Here is a 19,520-nt window from a genome sequence, read left to right on the forward strand (position 1 = left end):
TGCTCTTTATGGTAGCATTGATGCCCACCACATGGATACGCATCAATGATGATCTGCATCAGTTTGGTGGTCTTGGCAACGCACATATTGTGTCAGGCGACATGAACGAGTACGGACGTGTATATATGTCAACTGTGGGGCGTGGTGTCGTTACTGGAACCCTTTCTGTGTCAGTTAGCTCATCTCATACGCAAAGCATTGCATGATTTTGATCGGACAGCAATAGTAAATTATATGATTTTTAGTGCTATAGCCGCGCATGCCTCCGCATCCGCCAAGGCATGGTGATGGTTCTTCAAGTCATATCCACAGCGGGCGGCAATGATGTCGAGGTTGTGGCGTCCTCCAGGCCAATGCTTTCGTGATGCTACACAGGTACAGTAAAACTCATAGTCGGGATAGTCCATCTGATAGACTCGGAAGACGGCTTTGAGGCAGCTCTCGTCGAAAGCCTTGTTATGTGCCACCAACGGCAATCCCTCTATGAGAGGCTCTATCTGCTTCCACACTTCGGGGAAGACAGGAGCATTCTCTGTGTCTTCAGCAGATAAACCGTGTACTTGGCTGCACCAGTAGTTATAATACTCCGGCTCGGGCTTGATGAGGGAATAGAACTTATTCACTACCTCCCCATCCCTCACTATCACTACACCAACTGAACAAACAGACGAACGAATGTTGTTGGCTGTCTCAAAATCTATTGCAGCAAAGTCTTGCATATCTGATGTACTTATTGATTTTCTTTATTTATTAGATTTACCACTACTTTCACCATTACATCTTTCTCTTCCGTACGGCTCTCGGCAATCATTAATGTAGGGTAAGGGCACGCGACATCAATCGCACCACATCCTTCAACTCGTCATAGTGGTCGAGGCGACGCTGGTCTATGGCATAGCCTTTGATGATGTACTGCTTTAGGATAGAGGTAGCCCAACGACGGAAAGTCGTGGCTTTCCTGCTATTTACGCGATACCCTACAGAAATAATCATGTCAAGATTATAGAAGGGTATGTCTCTTTGAATCATTCTTTTTCCCTCTATTCGAACCTGTGCATTTTTTGCACAAGTTGAAGATTCTTCTAATTCCTCTGATTTATAGATATTTCGTATATGCCTCAGTATAGTGGTTCGGTCAATACCAAACAATTCTGCCATCTGGCTTTGTGTAAGCCACATAGTATCTTTCTCCAACTTCACTTCAAGTTGGGTGTTGCCGTCATCCGCCGTATAGATCACAATGGATGAGCCGTTATTTGCTATTATTCTATTCTCATTCATACCTGTTATTCCTTATTGTATTTATTCCACATCACCTTTACATTATTCCTTTCATTCACCTAAGTTTTTTACAGTCCATACCCAGTGAACGGACTTACTCGACAACCTTTATTCTGGCGTAAACATTCCTCCTTGGCTTCGTCCTCAGTGCAAAGTTAGCAAATATCTGCGAAAAACAGCTCGTTTCCTGGATAAACAACGTGAGTTCGACGAAATATAAGTGCTTGAAATGGCTGATGTACCTATAATCATAATGTCAAGAAGAGGCTCTAAAAAAAATTACGCTGCGACTCTCAACGAGCCACAGCGTAAAAGCCTATGTTTAACTAAAAATCCTTTTCAGTGATAAATGAAAATCTCACGATTTCCATTGTTATCGTTAAACAATCTACCTTAAACCTAATAACTAAAAACCTAAATCTATTACTACTAACCTAAACAATCTATTAACCTTTTGACGATGCAAAGGTACACTGTTTTAAGTTTCCTGCCAAGATAATTACGGAGAATATGCAGAAAAGTGCATAATTCTTGATGCATATCAAATTCTTGTGTTCGGACACAATGTTTGTGAACTGCATAATTCTGCGTTTTAGGCATATGTGTGTATCCTTGTCAGGAACAGCTAACTAAGAATCTTGCCCGAAATACGGTGCTACCATGGCCGCCACTTCCTCAAGATAAGTCCTGTCTGTCTCATCGAACGATGCCACGTCTGTGCTGTCGATGTCTATCTCGGCTACAACCTCGCCATCAAGCATCACTGGCACTACTATCTCCGAGCGTGAGAGTGACGAACAGGCGATGTGGCCGTCAAACAGCTCCACGTCGGGAACGATAAGTGTCTCTCTGCGTTCCCATGCCGTTCCACATACTCCCATGCCGTATTTTATCATCATGCATGCTGGCGTGCCCTGAAATGGCCCGACCAGCAGGACATTGTCCTTGACAACATAGAAGCCTACCCAGAAAAACGTCTCAGGGAACGTCATCTTCATCACTGCCGTCACGTTGGCCATCACTGAAACCTTGTCACCGCCATTCGCGGTGAAAGATTCGACCAGCTTAATCATCTCTTTGTATTTCTCAATTTTTGTTTTATGGTCCATAGTGCTTGCCTAAAGGTGGTATCTGTTATTTGCCTAAAATCACCTGTGCCACCTCGGCGGCACAGATAGTGTCATTATAAGTTGTCTCTGCCAGGCGGCGGCCTCGGCGTCCCATAGCTGCAGCCTCGTCAGGATGCTCCTGCATATAGGTGATGGCTCTCTGCCAAGCCTCTACATCTCCGTATGGTACTGTGATGCCGCATTGCTCGCCGTCTATATCTACCGGTATCTGCGGATTGTGGCTGCATATCATCGGCAAGCCCATGGCAAGAGCCTCGACCACCGTGGTCAGTCCCACCGTATAGGATGTCTCCTTGCAGCAGATGACTACACACTGCGCTTTGTTGACTTCCTTTGACAGCTCGTAGGGCATCAGCTTGTCGGGGAACTCCACGTGAATGTTGTCCTTGAGCTCAAGGGTCTCGAAGAGTTGCTTGTAGCTGAAGTTGCCGTTTTTGGTGTTCAGGTATATGTTCAGCGGAGCCCCTGTCTGGTTGAATGCCCTGACCAGTGTTGCCATGTCGCGCTTCTCTTTTCCCGTCGACACAAAGCCGTGCCTCACGCATTTCTCTGCCGTCACGCGGTCGTACATCTCCAGGTCTGCGCCCCAATGTCCGAGATGGAACTTAGATGGGTCGGTCTTGTGTGCCTTTACGGAGTCGTCGATAAGCTTTCGTGAGAAGAAGAACATGTCGTCAATGCCTCTGTAGAACAGTTTCCCGAGCCAGTTGCGCCAGAAGCTTCGGGCTACTATTATGGGCTGATGATGCCAGAGGACAATGCGGCGGCGGAACAGTCCGAGAGCACGTAGGAATATCAGGGGCTCGATACCCTGGTAGTGCGTAGCGTATATAACATCATAGTCGCGATGTACAAACGCCATCTGCCACAGGTTGTGCATCATCTGCCTGAAACGTGATGCTGAGGTCAGGCTTCGGTGCCATATTACGTCAATGCCGTGGTTGCCCAGTTTGGTTGCTCCATAGAGAAAATGTGCGGGAAATTCTCCTTTTTCCATTTTCCCAAGGATATACTGTATGTTTTGTGTATGGTAGAAATAAGCCCTCATAGAAGAATTTTGTCGCAAAAATAACAAAAAGTTTTTGATTTTAGACAGATAACCATTACTTTTGTGGAAAAAACATGGAAACGCTAAAGGAGAAGACAGCCAAGGGCCTTTTCTGGGGAGGCATGAACAATGGGGTGCAGCAGGTGGTCGGTGTGGTGTTCGGCATACTGCTCGCCAGGCTCCTTAATGAAGGTGACTATGGCATGATGGCCATGATAAGCGTGTTCTCACTTGTTGCCACTGCACTTCAGAACAGCGGCTTCGTCACTGCCTTGGCCAACCTCAAGTCACCCCGTGACGAGGACTACAACTCCGTCTTCTGGTTCAACATCATTGTTGGCTGTTCTCTTTACATTATATTATTTCTCTGTGCTCCCCTTATAGCACGGTTCTATCACACCCCGGAGCTGACCCCCTTGTGCCGCTATGCCTTTCTGAGTATTGTCATAGCCTCATTCTGCACATCCCAGTCAGCCTACCTCTTCAAGAACCTTATGGTAAGCCAGCAGGCTAAAGCCGGAATGACGGCAGTCCTGCTGTCGAGTGCCACCGGTGCCATTATGGCCTGGCAGGGATTTGCCTATTGGTCACTGGCTACTCAGGGACTGGTGTTTGTCGGCATAAACACCATCATGGTATGGAGCTATTCCCCATGGCGTCCGACGCTGCGTGTCGACCTACGCCCAGCCATGCGCATGTTCCGTTTCTCCTGCAAGATTCTCGCCACCACCATTATTACCCACATCAACAACAACGTGCTGAACATTCTGCTTGGCCACCTGTTTTCCAAGCGTGAGGCTGGCTACTATTATCAGGCATACCAATGGGACTTCAAGTGCTTCTCGCTCGTACAGGGCATGGTAAGTCAGGTGGCCCAGCCCGTGCTCGTAGGTCTTGGTGATGACAGCGGGCGTCAGATGAATGCCTTTCGCAAGATGGTGCGGTTTACTGCATTCATATCCTTTCCACTGTTGTTTGGCTTTGCCCTCGTCGCAGAGGAGTTTATCATCATCGCCATTACCGACAAGTGGATAGAGAGCGCCCATCTGCTTCAGCTACTGTGCATAAGCGGGGCAGTGATGCCTATATCTACGGTGCTGTCGAACATGATTATCAGCAAGGGACGCTCCGACATCTACCTGCGCTGCACCCTCGGCCTGGCCCTACTTCAGATATTGTCCATGATAGTAATGTCCCGTTGGGGCATACGGCACATGGTAGAGGGCTATGTGGTGATAAATATCCTGTGGATTCTCGTATGGCATCTGTACACCCGCAGGCTGTCGGGCTACCGTCTCTTGCATTTCCTTGCTGACACTGCGCCTTTTGCCCTTGCGGCAGCTGGCGTCATGACGCTGACCTATCTCCTTACGCTTGGCATATCCAGTCTCTACCTGTTGCTGCCGACCCGCATTGCCATCGCCGTAACGCTCTACTATGCCGTGATGCGTATAGCTCGTGTGAAGATACTCGACGAATGTGTGGAGTTCGCCATGAGCAAACTAAGGAGGAAGAACAAATAGCGGGAAACATTTGCAAGATACAAACTTTAGGAGTAACTTTGCAAACAAACATAAAACAGAATAATAAAAAATATCCATTATGTATAACAATCGTGTAGTGGTTTATACGTCAGGAACTTTTGACATGTTCCACAGCAACCACCTTAAGATGATAGAATATGCCCGAGGACTGGGCGACACACTGATTGTTGGCGTGAGCACCGACGAGCTGGTGTGCAGCTACAAGCGGCCACCCATCATTCCTTTCGAGGAGCGCATCGCCATCATCAAGGCTCTGAAGCATCCTGATATTGTTATTCCACAGCGCTCGCTCGACCATACGGAGATAGTGAGGAAGCTGAACATCGACGTCTTTGTTGTAGGCGATGACTGGACGGGCAAGTACGACTATCTGAAAGATCTCGGCGTGAGCGTGTTCTATTTCCCTTACGGCGACGGACTTTCCACGACGAACATCAAGAAAGAGATAGTTGAGCGCTATGATGAGATTAAGGGGAAGATAGACCATCAGCCTAATCCTGACATAAAATGAAAACGGCTATAGTGACAGGAGGCTCCAAGGGCATAGGACTTGGCATCGTGCGTATGCTTGCATGCAGAGGCTACAAGGTCTTTGCCACATATGGGCATGATGACAATGCCGCACATACTGCAGCTGCCGAGCTTGGCGATAAAGTGGAGTTTGTCAAGGCCGACCTTGCAGATCGCTCGCAGACATACGCCTTTGTCAGCCATGTGAAGCAGGCATCGGCGAGCATAGACTGCATAGTATGCAATGCCGGCACCACCATACGCAAGTCCTTCACCGAGACCACAGACAGTGATTGGGACACCATGATGGAGGTTGGCCTGACGGCACACCTTATATTGTTGCGTGAGCTTTACCAAATAATAAAGCCAGGCGGACATGTGCTGTTTACAGGCTCTACCATGGGGCTGCACCCTCATGCCACGGTGCTCGGCTATGGTGTTGTGAAGGCTGCCGTACATGCCATGGTCAAGAACCTCGTGAAGGTTTTCGAGGACAAGAGCGTAACTGTGAATGCCGTAGCGCCAGGTTTTGTCGAGACTGAATGGCAAAAAGAGAAACCGCAGCAGATACGGGAGAATATCTGTCGCAAGACTGCACTCCACCGCTTTGCCTCCATCGACGAGATAGTGTCAGCCTTTGCATTCTGTCTTGACAACAGCTATGTCAATGGCTCTGTTTTGGAGATAACAGGAGGGTATTCGTACAGGTAGGAACATCCCTGTACGAAGAGAAATTCAAGATATGTCAACTATATAATAATGAACATGGGAAACATTATTGACCAGGAAGCCTTGAGGAGGAAGTTCAACCCCGAGGGGTCTGTGCTACGCAGGCAGCAGCACCGTATGTTGGAGATACTCCTTGAGGTGGACAGAATATGCAAGAAACACAATATCCGCTACTGGCTGAGCAGCGGAACACTCATTGGTGCCGTGCGCCACAAGGGCTTCATACCCTGGGATGATGACCTCGATATAGAGATGCTGCTGCCCGACTATGAGCGCCTGATGAGGGTATTGCCCGACGAGCTGCCGTCAACCATGGCCCTGCAGTCACAGGACACCGACCCCAACTATTTCTTCTTTTACGCAAAGGTGCGCGACCGCCGCTCGCACCTTGAGGAGGGCAACCGCTATGACCGGGTATGGAAGGAGCAGGGCATATATATCGACATATTCCCGTTCTACAAGCAGCCATTGTGGATTCACATGCTCTCGGAGAAATTGCAGGGACACGTATACAAGATAATGAACAGCATGGGAGACAGCAACCGTGAGATGTGGAAGGTAAGGGCCATCACCCGCTTCAACCGCTACGTCAGCTACCCCGTCCTACGCCTTCTTTGCCGAATGTCTAAGGCACGCGAGACCTACGGGCTTGGAATACCGTATCATGATCCACGACACATGGAAGACACATTCCCATTGACAACAACCGAGTTTGAGGGTCATCAGATGCCTATCCCCGGCAACGTCCATGCTGCTCTCACCCTGAAGTATGGCGACTACATGAGGATGCCGGACATCGACAAGATTATGCCGCATGTCGGCAAGCTGGAGATTTATGAATAGCAGGCATGCTGTTTGACTGCTGCACGAAAATAGCCTCACCCCCGAACTTTGCCAAAGGCGAAGGACGGGGGTGAGGCTTTATTTGTGGCGTGTGGTTCTGTTACCTTGTCAGACTGAACTTTATGCTCAGACCAAAGTCCTGAGTTGTTGTCGGATAGCTGCTGCTGCTCAGAAGCGGCGTGTTGGTCTGACGGTCATAGTAGAAACTCATGGTGAGCAGCCTGCTGACGGTATAGTCGGCAGAGAAACTCAGTTTGAAGGCGTTGTTGCCGTTGCTTGCCGAGCTGGTCAGTGAGGCTATGTCCCTGACGATGGTAGCCTGCTTGCGAAGGCTGAGGTCGAGCCGCATGTTCAGGTCATGGTTCACTCCTCCCTTTGCGTTCTTTGCTGTTGACTTGTTATCAGCGTTGTCTTTCTTTCCCGCACCTCCTTTCACTGCCCTATGGTTGCGTGCGCCGAAGAGTTGGAAGTTGTTGATCTTGTATCCGGCCCCGAACACCCAGTCATGTGATGTGGCCTCGTTTATCTGTACGCTCGTCATTGACAGCGACAGCACCCTTGTAGTGCGGTATTCAAGCTTGCAGGTGAGGTTGTTGTGCAGCGTGACATCAACACCGAGCAGTGGCGAGAACGCCTCGTTGATGCTCACTGTGGAGACATTGAACATGGACGACGGTACGGGGGAACCCGTGGTGGCATCGGTAACGAAGCCGACTGTCTCGCCCATCACCTCCATGAATGTGGAGTATGTGCTGTAGGAGCCTATTGCGAAGATGCTCTTGTATGCGTGGTTGAGGTTCACGCTCTTGAAGATATCGCTGAACCAAGGCAACTTGCTAAGACCACTGTAGCGTATGGTCCAGTTGGGCAGCAACCGTGACAGAGCGGGGAATATGTCGAGCGAGCTTCCACCCATGCTGGTGTAGGCAGAGAGGAATGCCGGAATCATCACATCACTGCTGTACTTGCTTACTCCTCCGTTTGCCGGGTCAAAGGTCTGTCCTGCCAGAGTGGTGCCCGAGGGGTAGGTGAGGCCAGAGTAGCGTGCCTCCACTCTCTGGCGGAACGACTCCAAGGAGTTGCAGAAGGTCTCGAAAGACTTCGAGTGGTAGCCGTTGTTGGCATCGCCAACACCTTCGAAGGCGCTCTTCAGCGAGAGTGTGGTCATGGTGAGTGTTCCGCTCTCGGTTGTGGGGTTGCCCTGATACATATACTGTATGCTGCGTGCCTTGGTGCGTGTGCGCGAGGCATTGAGGTCAATCTTAAGGTTCTTCACCGGCTCAAGGGTCATCTTGACTTGCAGGTCCTCGGTAGAGCTGGTGGTGGCTGGCGTTGCCACAGAGTCGTTCATGAGCAGCCAGTTGTTTTCCCGTGCCTTTTCTATGTAGGAGTCACCCGTTAGTCCAAACGCAAAGTCGAGGCCTGGCGACATCACTCCCGTGCCTTTGGTCTGTCCGAAGGCGTCTCCGATGTTGGGCATGAAGCCTGGCAGCGTCATGGCATATTGGTTGCGGTAGGAGATGCCTACTGAGCGCACCATCATAAGTACGCGTGCCATGGCTTGTGCGGTCTTGTACCATCCCTTGTTCTCAAGAGGCTCCTTGGGGGTGACGGAGATTTTCACTGACAGGGCGGAGTCTACCTTATTGGTAATGACAATCTTGTTGGCGTCAGTCTTCTTGTATTTCAGTTCGAAAGTCTTGCCGTCCTCAGTCTTGGCTGTGACGATGAGTCGCTTGGTGTTCTTGCCGTGCTGCACGGTGATGGTGGTGTCGGGCATTAGCTTTACCTCCTTCTCGTAGGTTTTCTTGTTCTTAGGCAGCTGGTCTTTCTGCTTCTGTGCCTTCTTGTCCGCTTTCTCGTCGGCCTTGTCCTTGGCGTCCTCTGCGCCGTTGCCCTCGCCGCCTTCGGCCTTTGCCTTTGCCTCCTGCGCCTTCTTCCTCTTCTCTGCTTCCTTGGCCTTGGCCTTGTCTTGCCTGCGCTTGTTCAGTTCGTTGCGTGAGGGTTCCTTGTTGAACTTATCGTTGGTAGCCTTAAGGAATGGCACCATGTTGTAGAGTTTCTCAAGGTTGAGTGTGGAGTTTATGTTCAGGTTGCGGTTGTTGCTGATGGTATTGCCGAGTGAGGTTCCGTCCTCAAGGTCGGTGCCTCTAACCCACTGGTATGTGGCGTTGTAGGACATGTCGGCGTTCACCCAGCTGAATATGGGCAGGAGGTTGAGCGGCAGCTGGTAGGATGCCTGGAAGGACTGGTTGTAGTTGAGTGGCTTACCGAAGTGGCGTAGGCTGGTCTTAACAGAGTCTTTCCATGCCTGATACCTATCGGGATAGAGGTCCTTGTTTATGGGGGTGTATGGCTCCTCTATCTCTGCGTGGGTTGCGCTCTGGAAGTTGGCGTGAAGGTTCTTCGTGAGGTCCCATCTTATGTTGAAATCCCTGTTCCAAAGGAACTGCTCGCTGAAGGTAAGCGGCAGCTGGTTGCCCTCTGTAGACTCCATGTCCCTTTCCTGAAGCTCGTAGTAGCTGCGTGTTATATCGGTGTTGAAGCCTATGGTCTGCGGCAGCCAGTTAAGTCCGAACTTCTTTAGTATGTCGTACCACTTGCTCTTCGACTTTATTTTCTTGAAAGGCTCCCATGCCTTGTATACTGGTGTCCAGGCATAGTTCATGGAGCCTCGCCAGTTGTCCTCATTCTCATATACGGTGGTCTCGCCCGTTGTGTGGTTGTGGGAGTGGCTGTATGAGAATGAGAAGTTGGCTGGGTCGTAGGGCATGGGGTGCCGTTTGTTTTGTATGCCCACACGCACGTTGGATAGCGAGAAGTTGGTCTGTGTGGTCTTAGTGACGGCGATGCTCTCTATGGAGTCTCGCTCCTGTTTTGAGCCTGCCGACTCTAAGGCGTCATCGAGAAGCATGTCGCTGTCGAGAGGGTTGTATTTTGGTGAAATCTTCTCCTTTGTAACGGAATAGTAGAGTGGTACCGACACCTTGGCCTTGTCAGGGAAGAATTTCCCGAGGTCGAAGTTGGTGGTGACGGTGTAGTTGCCAGTGTCGTCGGTGGTGCGTTCGGCTACACCCTGCTCCAGTCCGCCAAAGCCCTGTGAGACGTAGCGTCCCTGCACGTTTACGGAACCGAAATCGGAGAGCTGCACGTTGAGGTTGCCCTGTGCTGCCCATCCTCCTGAGTTTTCGTACTCCTTAAGCCTTAGCTCGTTAATCCATACCTCTCCGCTCTTGTTCTGCGATGCGAGGTTCCTTACACCTATGACAACGGTCTTCACCTCGCCAAGAGTAGGGTTACCCATGATGGTTACCTTGTTCTTTGGCTGCGAGGCATCGTATGCGCTGTAGGCCCTGTTGTAGGATGCCAGACCGTTGGCCTTAGCCTGGTTGCGCTCTTTCTTTAGTTTCGTGAACACGGTGAGGGGTATGTCTACCATGTTTTCCTGCGGCCACACGGCCTCGCAGTCTGCCAGCAAGTATTTGTCGTACAGGCGTCCTCCAGGCGTTAGCTTTAGTGGCACCTCGTACTCGTAGTAGTTGCTCTTATAGTCGCTGCCGAGCCTTACGAAGAGTGCCAGCTGGTCATCGCCAAGATTGGTGACGTCGTTCTCCAGTGCGTTGGCATGCACGTACATCTGCATGCGGCGGTACTGCCGCAGGTCAAGGGTGGTGTTCTTGTATATGCACTTGGCCTCGCCAGGCGACATGCCGGTGAGAGTCATGGACAACGACTGCTCGTTGGCTTCGGTGAGCTGTGGCTGTGTGGGGTCCTGGTCACGTCTGATGCCTGGAGGCAACACGTAGTTGACGGGAGTCTTGTCGTTGTTTTCCTCAATGTTGACGGCTGCTGTGGATATTGTTCCGCTGCCAGCTACGGAGTTGTCAAGTGTCTGCTCGTATATTCTCCACTCTCCCCTTACTAGGTCGAGGCTTCCGAACCTCATTACCACTGGATGGGCAAAGCCCGTAAGGAACATGCGCATGAAGCGTATGCTCGTGAAGTCGTTGATGGAGCCTACCTTCTGCTGGTACTCCCTGAGTGGTATGCGGAATTGGTACCATGTAGCGGTGCCCTTCTCACCGTTGCGCAGTGTCGATGTGTATACCCGTTTGTCAACAATATGGTTTTGTCCCACCACCATGTCTTGCGGTCGTATGCTCACATGGTACTGGAAGTATTTCTCATACTCGTTGAGCGTATAGTCCTGGTTTATGTCCTCTACGTCGGGAGTGGTCTTGTATGACGTGTCGTAGTTCTCTGTGCGGTTGTCGGAGTCTGGGGAGTTGCCCTGCGGGTTGTTTATATACTTGTACCTTCTGAGAATGGAAGCCTGCATCTGGTCGTAGTCGCTTCCGCGGAAGTAGTGGTAGTTGTCGTTGGCCGGATCGTTGTATATGGAGTCCCATACGGCAGCGTTCACCTTTCCCTGTATGTCGGTGAGGAATTGCTGGTATGCCTGGAATGCCCGCTCCTCGTCGTCGTTGAGCCCGTTGAAGCCTACGTCCTGCAATGCCCTGCTGCCCTTGGTGGTGGCAAAGGCGTAGGTGACAGTCGATTGCGTGGGTATCTTTCCCCACTGTGTGGTGATGAAGCTCTGTGAGCCGTCAACGGGCATGCCGCTCTCGTAGAATTTCTTTCCGTCACGCAGGATGTCCTCTGACACCTCGCCGAGGTTAATGTAGAAGTCGCCACCATATTCGGCGGCATTAGGCTGCTCGTTGGTGTAGATGAAGGGGTCCATGAGCCAGAACTCCAGATACTCGATGTTCGCCGTCTCGAAATCGTTGGTGTCCAGTCGCCTCATCATTCCTCCCCAGTGTGTGGTGGGGTTGAGTAGAGAGCCGTCTGTGGCCACGTCGGTGCAGAAGTTGTATGGGCCTCGCTCGTTGGGGTAGTATGCGATGTTCAGTATTGGCAGCGTGGCTGTAGCTCCGCTGTAGCTGCTCTGGTCGCGGTTGGGGTATAGCTCGCGTACGTAAATCTCGCGCACGTAGTGGTTCGACAGCTGGTCAAGGTCACTCTTGATATGGCTGGGCGTGAGCGATGATGAGCGGCGTGTGAACAACGGGTCGATGTTGTACCATGCCATCTGCGAGCGGCGATAACCGCTCGTAAGTCCTGTCTTGTCACCGTATTCGGGGAACATTGTAGGTACGCTCGACAATATCCACGAGGTAGGGGTAGACACGTCTATCTTGGTGGTGTTGTTCTCGAAATCGTCGATGTACGATGCATTGTCCTGCGTACCCTTGCTCTGGCCTGCAAACAGCTTGGCAAACTCACCAGTAAACGATATTGTTGACGGCACGGTGAGGTGCAGGCCCGGCAGCTTGTCGAGCATGTTTGTGAGCCACTGGCTCTCGGCCTTCCAGTTGATGTTGAGGCCCAGCATGGTATTGTTCAGTGGCTCGTTGCCCATGGCCACCTTGGTGGTGAGGGGCTGCTCAGAGAGGTGCTGGAATGTTCCTGAGAGCTGGAAATTCTTGGAGAAGTCATACTCCCAGTTGAGTCCATACATGGTCTTCCTCTCCTGTGCGTAGTCGGTCTGGCTCTCCAAGGAGACGTTTACGGCCGTACCGGCATCGATGATGCTTTGGTTGATGATTTTCACTTCGCCGGCGTTGTAGTCCACGGTATAGTCAGAACCTTCGGTAAGGGTCACGCCTCCTGCCGTCACCACTACCGAGCCTTGCGGCACGTTTGCGGCACCGAGAGAGATGACGTTGTCGGCCGAGCCCTTGAACTGTCCCATGAGTACGAACTTGTTCTTCTCGGCAATCTGCTTTGCTATGGTCTTCGTGGAGTCGTACAGCTCGGTGAAGGCATATCCGTCGGCCTTTTGTCCCGACACGCCTTTTGACACAAGATAATTGCGCAGGTAGCTGCCAAACGGCTCCGCAGCGGGGAAGAACACACGGCCGTTGGACACTGTGTAGCCCTCCACATAGTCGAAATAACCGTTGGAGTGTGCCTTGTTGTTGTTGTCAAGCCTGTCGGCGCCCAGCACCTTGATGAGCGTCTGGTCCTTGACTTGTGTCTCGGGTATATATGTGATGTATACTCCCGTGGTGTCGCTCTGATACTTGACGTCGAGTCTGAACTTGTCCTTCTCCACCGTTGACGCAAGTGCGTAGACATTCTTCATCATAAGGTCCCAGTTGCCTTGCTGCGGACTGTTACCCGTGTTCTTAAGCGACTTTACGAATAGGGCCTGATTTACATCGGTGATGTCAGAGGCGAACTCGCCCACCTGATATGTTACTCCGCCATAAGTATACTCGTATGCCACGGCGAGCACCTGGTCGGTGTTGAGCGTTGTCTTTAGCGATACGTAGCCCAGTGCGCTGTTGACAGTATACTCCGACGAGCTGAGCAGGCGGGCACTCTGCAGCTTCTCGTAGTCGCTGCCGCCCACAAATCCTCCGATGGCGTCAAGTACGGAACTTGTCTGGTCGATGTTTCTTGCTGCGACATACTGTCCTACCATCTGCGCATACTCAGTGTTGGCACCGTTGGCAGGAACGGTTGTCCCAGTCGGTTGCCACAGAGAGTTTGATATGTGTGAGCTTTCGCCAAGGTCGGTCAGGGCGATGATGTTTCTGGTGTTTGCCGTAGAGCCCGTCTTGTTGGTAACCCATATCTCAACACGGTTGACGGTTACGCCCGTAGTGAGGTTGGGCAGTGACTTCATGGCATCATCATACTTGTCGCGGAAGTAGTGGGAGAGGAAGAAGTGACGGTTCTCCTCGTAGTCGGCAACGTTTATTTCGAATGGTGTCAGCTGTACGCCTCCCTTCGTGGAGACGCTCTTCGACGATGCTTTCTTCTGCGATACCACCGTCTGCAGCTTCAGCTTACCGAACTGCATGTCAGTCCTGATGCCGAAGAGTGAGCTGGCACCAGTGATAAGCGAGGAGTTGCTGGGGAATGACACGTTGCCGGCCTCGACGAGCTTAATGATTTCGTCCTCCTTTCCATCGTATTTCAGCTTCATGTTCTGGGTGTCGAAGTCGAAGGTGGCATCGGTGTTGTAGTTGAGGTTCATGTTCACCTTGTCACCCACCTTGCCGTTGACGTTGAGGTTTATCTTCTCGTCGAAGTCTATGGTTGTGGTCTTGCGGTTGCGTATGGGGAGCGACGGGTTGTCGATGTTCTTCATGGTTGCGCCAAACTTCAGCTCTGCCGTTCCCTGCGTTTTTATGCGCACGCCACCCGGACCGAATATCTTCTCTGCTGGTCCAAGGTCGAAGTGCATGTCGGAGAAGTCGAACTTCTCTTTACCCTTGGCTTTGTATATCTCGTCGTTCTTCCCACGGAAGAAGGCATAGCGTTCTTGTCTTTCGGTCCATTCGGCATACTCCTCGGGAGTCATCATTATGGGTGCGTCGACCCATGTGCCAGCCACTTTTGTGCCTACTACATAGCGGTCGAGGGTGTCATTGTACTCAATGTCCCATTTCATGTTCTCTGGCCGTTGAAGGTCTATGACGCTGTTCTCCAGGTCGCTGAGGGTCATCGGCGTTATGCGCTGTATCCTCCATCGTGGATGCAGCAGGGAGTCTGGTATGGTGTCCTCGGCTATTTCCAGCTTAGGCATCTTGGGCCTGGCATTGTTGTTGTCCTGAGGCAGTTTGGTGTTGGCGACCGTTGGCTGTGCCGTGCGTCTGCGAGGTATGACATTCTGGAAAAGAGTCACGCCAAGAGCATAGCTGACTGTCAGTACGGCCAGCAATACCATTGTCGTAAACTTTTTCCTTATCCTCATAGTAACCGTTTTTTTTTATTTAAGTTTCTGAAGTACTCAATGTGCTTGGGTGTTAATCCCTTAGTTTTGAGCATAGGAACTCCTCAAACCTCTCAAACTCCTCAAACCTTTCGAACCTAGTTTTATTTTATCCTCTTCAACGCCTCCTTGACAACAGTCTCCACAGCCATTGTCGGGTTTTCGGTGAGTATCTGTTGCACAACCTTGCTGCTTGGGGCAGGGGAGAAGCCAAGCATTGTAAGCGCGCCGACGGCCTCGTCCCTGACACCCATGTCGAACGTTGGTGCCGTAGTAGTGCCTCCTGCATGCAGCTTGTCGGCAATGCCCTCGGCGACAATCTTGTCCTTCAGGTCAACGATGATGCGTTGCGCGGTCTTCAGTCCTATTCCTTTGATGCTCTTTATCAGCCTCTCGTCGGCATTGGCAATGGCATTGCACAGCTCGGCAGGCGACAGGCTCGACAGCATCATCCTTGCCGTGTTGCCTCCTACGCCGCTCACGCTTATGAGAAACCGGTAGAGGTCGCGTTCCTGTTTGGTGGCAAAGCCGAAGAGAGTGAACGAGTCATCACGCCCGCCTGTCACAAGAGCCTCATGAACATACAGCTTCACATCCTTCTTGCCCTGTATGCACGTATATGTATTAAGCGAGATGTTTAGGGCATAGCCAACTCCCGCAGCCTCGACAACAGCCATGGCGGGCGTCAGCTCTGTCAGCTCACCCCGTATGTATTCTATCATATTACAATATATTTAAGTATATATACTCTTTTCTTATAACGCTATCTCTCCCTGGATTATTGCATCAGGGATGAAAGAAATGCCGCAGATTCAACTGGTAAGTGCAAATTTGCGAAACATTTTCGTAAAAGCATATTCTTGGAGTTGAGAAGTTGCGCCATTTCTTGACTTTATTGGTGGAAGGGGCTTGGGGACATTGACCCTATTCTGCGGGTCAATGTCCCCAAACCCCGTGCCAGCAGTACTGCCCCATGACCCTGTAATCACGCGCTGTAAGCGCAAAAACGTATAACCCAGGGTAAATGTAGCGTAACGAAGTGACACCCTGGGTTATCCACGCATTTATCTATAGCTCTCCTAATTTGCTCCAGCCCTTCAAGGGTGGAAATCTTCAATTACTCGCAAGGCTCGTAGGCAAAGTCGTTGACGGTGCCTGTTTCGGAAGAGAAGCTGATGCCTACCTTGTATATCTTGCGTTTGTCGGCGGCGTATGGCTGGGCGTAGCCCTTGTCGTCTATCTGTTTCAGGGCTGCTTCCGCTGTGGAGTTGAGCTTGAACTCGAAGATATAGACATAGTCGGGACACTCCAGCACGCAGTCGATGCGACCCTGGCTCGTCTCCTTCTCAACGTAGGTGTTGTATTTGCCGAGCAACTGGAGGATGAGGTAGAAGGTGTATTGGAAATGACGCTCACACTCCCTCGCGTCCTGCTTGCGCTGGAAGCGGTAGGAGATGTTGGCGAGGAAACCCGTCAGCTGGAGCTTGAACTTCTCAAGGTCGCCACTGCGCAAGGCACGGGTGACGTCAACAAGCCACGAGTTGGAATAGTTCTCGTCGCTGAAATAGTCAGACGCAAGCAGCGCTACCATACCACTGCGCACTTCCTCGTTTGGGAAGTCGAGACGATAGACATCGAATGTCGGGTCATAGCCCTTTATGGTAAAATATCCGCTTTGGTAGATCATAGGCAGCGGCTTTTGCTTTGTTGCCTTGTAATCTACAAATTCTGCGGCTGAATATTCCTTGCCTGCCAGCTCGTTGATATTTTCGTTGTTGTCTGCCAAAAGGCGCATGAGGTATGTCGGAGTGACTGTGGAGAACCAGTAGTCCATAAATTTACGTTTTTGGAAACAGTTCAATAAACTGAACGGATTGAACACATCAATCATTCCATCACTGAAATGGTAACCGTCATATTTCTGTTTCAGCTTTTCTATTGTCTCTTCCTCTGTCATGCCGTTCACTTTGCCAAGTTCCTGTATCTGATCCTTGAACACCGAAAGCAGTTCTTTTTCGGAGATGCCGCAAAGTGTGTCGAAACGGGAGTCGTAGCTGATGTCTGCAGGCTGGTTGAAACCGCTGAACACGCTGACCTGAGAGAACTTGGTGACTCCCGTGAGCAGCACAAACTGCAGATGCTTGTCCGTGAGCTTGAAAATGCTATAAAAGCCTTTAAGTATCTCGCGGTTATAGTCTTCAAGAGTCTTTATGTCTCCAGCCACAACAGGTGATGGGGTGTCAGTGTTCATCACGTCGAGCAACGGCTTGTCGTATTCGTCGATAAGTACCACAACACGCCTGCCGGTCTTCTCGTGGGCTTTTTCGAAAACGTAAGCTAACCGGTCGCCATAGGTGTTGGCAAGCTCATCCTTACCATATTTTTCCTCACATTTTGCGACGAAGGTCTCAATGGTTTCCTTGAGCTCCATAGGCGAGGTGAAGTTCTTTCCGTTGAAGTCAATATGGAACACAGGATATTCCTTCCACTCCTTCTCTAACGAGTCGATGGCAAGTCCGCGGAACAGTTCCCTGCGTCCGAGGAAATAGTTCTCGAGCGTGGAGACGAGCAGGCTCTTGCCGAAGCGGCGAGGGCGGCTGAGGAAATAAATAGTACCCTTGCTGACAAGCTCATAAATCAATGCCGTCTTGTCAACATAAACGTAACCGTCTTCACGTATTCTATCAAAGTTCTGTATGCCAATAGGGTATTTCATCATCAAGCATTTTTAATTTATTACTCACAAGGCTCGTAGGCAAAGTCGTTGACGGTGCCAGTTTCGGAAGAGAAGCTGATGCCTACCTTGTATATCTTGCGTTTGTCGGCGGCGTAGGGCTGGGCGTAGCCCTTGTCGTCTATCTGTTTCAGGGCTGCTTCCGCCGTGGAGTTGAGCTTGAACTCGAAGATATAGACATAGTCGGGACACTCCAGCACGCAGTCGATGCGCCCCTGGCTCGTCTCCTTCTCAACATAGGTGTTGTATTTGCCGAGCAACTGGAGGATGAGATAGAAGGTGTACTGGAAATGACGCTCACACTCCCTTGCATCCTGCTTGCGCTGGAAGCGGTAGGAGATGTTGGCGAGGAAACCTGTCAGCTGGAGCTTGAACTTCTCGAGGTCGCCCGCTTCCAACGAGTCGCTTACGTCGTTGAGCCACATGGAAGGACTGCTTGTGTCGCCAAAGTAGTCGGACGACAATACGGCTACCATTCCGCTGCGCACCTCCTCGTTGGGGAAGTCGAGCAGGTAGGTGTCGCGTCGTCGGTTGTAGCCCTTTATGGTCAGATAGCCGCTCTGATAGATCATGGGCAGCGGCTTTTGCTTTGTTGCCTTGTAATCTACAAATTCAGCGGCAGGGTATTCCTTGCCTGCCAGCTCGTTGATGTTCTCGTTGTTGTCTGCCAAAAGGCGCATGAGGTATGTCGGGGTGCCTGTGGAGAACCAATAGTTCTGAAAGTCGTTAGAGTCGAGGCAGTTTAGTATGCTGAACGGATTGAAGATGTCCTTCAGTTGTTTGCTGAAATGGTAACCGTCATATTTCCGCTTCAGCTTTGCTATGGTTTCTTCCTCTGTCATGCCGTTTGCCTCACCAAGTTCCTTTATCTGATCCTTGAATACAGACAACAGTTCTTCCTTGGAAATGCCACAAAGTGCATCAAATCTGGAGTCGCTGCTGATATCCTTCGGCTGGTTGAAGCCGCTGAACACGCTGACCTGCGAGAACTTGGTCACTCCTGTGAGCAGCACAAACTGCAGATGCTTGTCGGTGAGCTTGAATGCACTATAGAATCCCTTGAGTATCTCTCGGTTATAGTCCTCAAGGGTCTGAATGTCTCCAGCCACTACGGGCGAAGGCAAGCCGCTATTCATCACGTCGAGCAGAGGCTTGTCGTATTCGTCGATAAGTACCACGACACGTCTGCCTGTCTTCTCGTGGGCTTTCCCGAAAACGTATGCCAAACGGTCGCCATAGGTGTTGGCGAGGGGATTCTTGCCATACACCTCTTCTTGCATGGCGACGAAGGTCTCAACGGTTTCCTTGAGCTCCATCGGCGAGGTGAAGTTCTTTCCGTTGAAGTCAATATGGAACACAGGATATTCCTTCCACTCCTTCTCCAACGAGTCGATGGCAAGTCCGCGGAACAGTTCCCTACGTCCGAGGAAATAGTTCTCGAGCGTGGAGACGAGCAGGCTCTTGCCGAAGCGGCGAGGGCGGCTGAGGAAATAAATAGTACCCTTGCTGACAAGCTCATAAATCAATGCCGTCTTGTCAACATAAACGTAACCGTCTTCACGTATTCTATCAAAGCTCTGTATTCCTATAGGGTACTTCATAATAAGGCATTTTTGATGTTTGCCGCAAAGATACGTTTTTTATTTATTTCTTCAAAGTAACACGCATATTTTATTTCTTCAAATTAACATATTAATATAAAATAATTGGAGAAATCTATAGGAATCAAGGTTATACGTCTGAGTAGCTGCAATTGCCATGGTTGTGGGTCAGAGGGAAAGTACATTGACCCGCTGAATAGAGTCAATGTACCTGTCCGTGTGCCACGAGGTGCACATCTATATATAAAGGGGTTGGCTACCTTCCATATAAGATGTAGCCGTAACTGCCAATGAAATGAGAGAAGGTCTCTCGG

General features: G+C 50.7%; 13 protein-coding genes. 5 read left to right on the plus strand and 8 right to left on the minus strand.

All coding sequences use genetic code 11. The features are described from left to right. The first annotated feature begins 8 nt into the window (after positions 1-8). A complete protein-coding gene (locus tag CIL02_RS07890; protein ID WP_094400630.1) occupies positions 9-206 on the plus strand; it encodes a hypothetical protein in 198 nt (65 codons plus the stop codon). Between the two features lie 24 nt (positions 207-230). On the opposite strand, the gene CIL02_RS07895 is transcribed toward CIL02_RS07890, so the two are convergent. The 4 genes from CIL02_RS07895 to CIL02_RS07910 all read right to left on the minus strand — a co-directional run bounded on the left by CIL02_RS07895 (position 231) and on the right by CIL02_RS07910 (position 3,408). Further along, positions 231-719 carry a 3'-5' exonuclease gene (locus CIL02_RS07895; RefSeq protein WP_094400632.1) on the minus strand — a complete coding sequence of 163 codons (489 nt, stop codon included), beginning with the start codon at positions 717-719 and terminating at the stop codon, positions 231-233. A 91-nt stretch (positions 720-810) separates the two neighbouring features. Beyond that, entirely contained in the window at positions 811-1,281 is a 471-nt protein-coding gene (locus CIL02_RS07900) for a virulence RhuM family protein (RefSeq protein ID WP_094400634.1), read from the minus strand. Positions 1,282-1,910: 629 nt separating this feature from the next. Then, positions 1,911-2,390, minus strand: a complete 480-nt coding sequence (locus CIL02_RS07905) for a GAF domain-containing protein (protein ID WP_094400636.1) — start codon at positions 2,388-2,390, stop codon at positions 1,911-1,913. Positions 2,391-2,415: 25 nt separating this feature from the next. Next, complete coding sequence (locus CIL02_RS07910) at positions 2,416-3,408, minus strand: glycosyltransferase (RefSeq protein WP_240513585.1); 993 nt, start codon at positions 3,406-3,408, stop codon at positions 2,416-2,418. 125 nt (positions 3,409-3,533) lie between these two features. Between CIL02_RS07910 and CIL02_RS07915 the strand changes: the two genes are divergently transcribed. The 4 genes from CIL02_RS07915 (at position 3,534) to CIL02_RS07930 (ending at position 7,085) form a co-directional block, all read left to right on the plus strand. After that, positions 3,534-4,982: a lipopolysaccharide biosynthesis protein gene (locus CIL02_RS07915; RefSeq protein WP_094400642.1), complete on the plus strand. Its 1,449-nt coding sequence runs from the start codon at positions 3,534-3,536 to the stop codon at positions 4,980-4,982. 79 nt (positions 4,983-5,061) lie between these two features. Then, positions 5,062-5,514, plus strand: coding sequence for an adenylyltransferase/cytidyltransferase family protein (locus CIL02_RS07920; RefSeq protein ID WP_094400644.1), 453 nt, complete (start codon positions 5,062-5,064; stop codon positions 5,512-5,514). Then, a complete protein-coding gene (locus CIL02_RS07925) occupies positions 5,511-6,224 on the plus strand; it encodes an SDR family NAD(P)-dependent oxidoreductase (protein ID WP_094400646.1) in 714 nt (237 codons plus the stop codon). Before CIL02_RS07920 ends, CIL02_RS07925 begins: the two co-directional genes overlap by 4 nt. 54 nt (positions 6,225-6,278) lie before the next feature. After that, positions 6,279-7,085, plus strand: a complete 807-nt coding sequence (locus CIL02_RS07930) for a phosphorylcholine transferase LicD (protein WP_094400753.1) — start codon at positions 6,279-6,281, stop codon at positions 7,083-7,085. 100 nt (positions 7,086-7,185) lie between these two features. Here the strand turns inward: CIL02_RS07930 and sprA are convergent, their stop codons facing one another. The 4 genes from sprA to CIL02_RS07950 form a co-directional block, all read right to left on the minus strand. Next, on the minus strand, positions 7,186-14,853 hold the full coding sequence (sprA, locus tag CIL02_RS07935) for a cell surface protein SprA (protein ID WP_094400648.1): 7,668 nt from the start codon (positions 14,851-14,853) through the stop codon (positions 7,186-7,188). A gap of 122 nt (positions 14,854-14,975) precedes the next feature. Further along, positions 14,976-15,593: a Holliday junction branch migration protein RuvA gene (gene ruvA, locus CIL02_RS07940; protein WP_094400651.1), complete on the minus strand. Its 618-nt coding sequence runs from the start codon at positions 15,591-15,593 to the stop codon at positions 14,976-14,978. Positions 15,594-15,988: 395 nt separating this feature from the next. Continuing rightward, positions 15,989-17,587, minus strand: a complete 1,599-nt coding sequence (locus CIL02_RS07945) for an ATP-binding protein (RefSeq protein WP_094400755.1) — start codon at positions 17,585-17,587, stop codon at positions 15,989-15,991. Between the two features lie 20 nt (positions 17,588-17,607). Next, on the minus strand, positions 17,608-19,206 hold the full coding sequence (locus tag CIL02_RS07950) for an ATP-binding protein (protein ID WP_094400653.1): 1,599 nt from the start codon (positions 19,204-19,206) through the stop codon (positions 17,608-17,610). Positions 19,207-19,520 lie beyond the last annotated feature (314 nt).

This window comes from Prevotella sp. P3-122 (assembly GCF_002251365.1).
Taxonomy (GTDB): Bacteria; Bacteroidota; Bacteroidia; order Bacteroidales; family Bacteroidaceae; genus Prevotella.

Excerpts from the sequence above, each read along its gene's own strand:
- CIL02_RS07890 (WP_094400630.1), top strand. The coding sequence starts at position 9 with ATGGTAGCATTGATGCCCACCACATGGATACGCATCAATGATGATCTG.
- CIL02_RS07895 (WP_094400632.1), bottom strand. The coding sequence starts at position 719 with ATGCAAGACTTTGCTGCAATAGATTTTGAGACAGCCAACAACATTCGT.
- CIL02_RS07900 (WP_094400634.1), bottom strand. The coding sequence starts at position 1,281 with ATGAATGAGAATAGAATAATAGCAAATAACGGCTCATCCATTGTGATC.
- CIL02_RS07905 (WP_094400636.1), bottom strand. The coding sequence starts at position 2,390 with ATGGACCATAAAACAAAAATTGAGAAATACAAAGAGATGATTAAGCTG.
- CIL02_RS07910 (WP_240513585.1), bottom strand. The coding sequence starts at position 3,408 with ATGGAAAAAGGAGAATTTCCCGCACATTTTCTCTATGGAGCAACCAAA.
- CIL02_RS07915 (WP_094400642.1), top strand. The coding sequence starts at position 3,534 with ATGGAAACGCTAAAGGAGAAGACAGCCAAGGGCCTTTTCTGGGGAGGC.
- CIL02_RS07920 (WP_094400644.1), top strand. The coding sequence starts at position 5,062 with ATGTATAACAATCGTGTAGTGGTTTATACGTCAGGAACTTTTGACATG.
- CIL02_RS07925 (WP_094400646.1), top strand. The coding sequence starts at position 5,511 with ATGAAAACGGCTATAGTGACAGGAGGCTCCAAGGGCATAGGACTTGGC.
- CIL02_RS07930 (WP_094400753.1), top strand. The coding sequence starts at position 6,279 with ATGGGAAACATTATTGACCAGGAAGCCTTGAGGAGGAAGTTCAACCCC.
- sprA (WP_094400648.1), bottom strand. The coding sequence starts at position 14,853 with ATGAGGATAAGGAAAAAGTTTACGACAATGGTATTGCTGGCCGTACTG.
- ruvA (WP_094400651.1), bottom strand. The coding sequence starts at position 15,593 with ATGATAGAATACATACGGGGTGAGCTGACAGAGCTGACGCCCGCCATG.
- CIL02_RS07945 (WP_094400755.1), bottom strand. The coding sequence starts at position 17,587 with ATGAAATACCCTATTGGCATACAGAACTTTGATAGAATACGTGAAGAC.
- CIL02_RS07950 (WP_094400653.1), bottom strand. The coding sequence starts at position 19,206 with ATGAAGTACCCTATAGGAATACAGAGCTTTGATAGAATACGTGAAGAC.